Genomic DNA, 1237 nt, shown 5'->3' with positions numbered 1-1237 from the left:
CCACGAGGCCGTCGACGGCGACCGCGTCTCGACGGTCTTAAAAATCGACGACAAGCGGACCGCGGAGACGGGCGCCGACAGAAAGGTGGAGGCCGTCGAAGAGGCGCTCGGGCGGGAGGCGAAGCGGGAGCGCTGACGGAAGGCGAAGCGGGAGCGCTGACGGAAGGCAAAGCGGGAGCGCTGACGGAAGGCGAAGCGGGAGCGCTGACGGAAGGCGAAGCGAGGGCCCCGGACGGAACTGCGGGCTCGACTGCGACCGAGCGGCGTTCGGAAACGCCGTGTTATTCGTTAGTGGTATTAGTTAGTAATTACACGGGCTGGTATGGCGATACTGGTCACCGGAAGCAGTCGCGGCATCGGGCGAGCGATCGCGGTCGAACTGGCCGAGCGCGACGTCGTGGTCAACTACCGGTCGGACGAGGCCGCCGCGGCCGAGACGGCGGATCGAGTCCGCGAGGCCGGCGGCGACGCCGTCACCGTGCGGGCCGACGTCTCGGAGTCCGCGGCCGCGGACCGGCTGGTCGAGACGGCGGTCGACGCGTTCGGCTCGCTCGACGCGGTCGTCAACAACGCCGGCGTCACGCGGCCGAACCGCCTGGATGAGACGACCGACGCCGAGTGGGAGTCGGTGATCGATACCAACCTCTCGGGGGCGTTCCGCGTCACCCGCGCGGCGGCCCCGCACCTCCGGGCGAGCGGCGGCGACGTCGTCTTCCTCTCCAGCGTCGGCGGCACGCTCGGGACGGTCGACGCGAGCTACGCCGCGAGCAAGGCCGGACTCCACGGGCTGACGCGAGCGCTCACCCGCGAGTTCGGTCCGGACGGCGTGGGGGTCAACGCCGTCGCGCCCGGGCCCGTCGAGACCGACCTCAACGACGTCATCCTCGACTATCTTGAGGGGATCGAGTTCCACGGCCACGAGAACGTCGACACGCATCTCCCCGAGTACGCCTGCGAACCCGCGGACGTCGCCGACACCGTCCGGTACCTGATCGACAACGAGTACGTCCACGGCGAGGTGCTGGAGGTCGACGGCGGGATGCACTTATAAGTCGAGCGGCGGGGGCCGCCCTACGCCGCGTCCACGTCCACCCCGCCGCCGGCGGTCGCGTCGCCCGCGGGGTTCTCGACCGCGACGTCGACGGTCGTCGTGCGGACGACGGTCGCCTCCTCGCCGCCGCCGGCGACGTCCGCGCGGAACACGACGTCGAGCGTCGTCGTCGCGGTCTCGCCGTCG

1 protein-coding gene and 1 pseudogene are annotated in these 1237 nt (G+C 70.9%); both read left to right on the top strand.

What is annotated here, in order from left to right; translation table 11 throughout:
- Positions 1-136, top strand: a pseudogene (locus U4E84_RS17870) (thiamine-binding protein); the annotation flags it as partial.
- A 186-nt stretch (positions 137-322) separates the two neighbouring features.
- Positions 323-1051 (top strand): SDR family oxidoreductase, encoded by a 729-nt coding sequence (locus U4E84_RS17865; RefSeq protein WP_322533421.1) that lies wholly within the window; start codon positions 323-325, stop codon positions 1049-1051.
- The last annotated feature ends 186 nt before the right edge of the window (positions 1052-1237 follow it).

Origin of the sequence: Halorubrum sp. AD140, from assembly GCF_034497445.1 — an archaeon.
Taxonomy (GTDB): Archaea; Halobacteriota; Halobacteria; order Halobacteriales; family Haloferacaceae; genus Halorubrum.
This window is presented reverse-complemented; position numbering and strand designations above follow the sequence as displayed.

Excerpts from the sequence above, each read along its gene's own strand:
- U4E84_RS17865 (WP_322533421.1), top strand. The coding sequence starts at position 323 with ATGGCGATACTGGTCACCGGAAGCAGTCGCGGCATCGGGCGAGCGATC.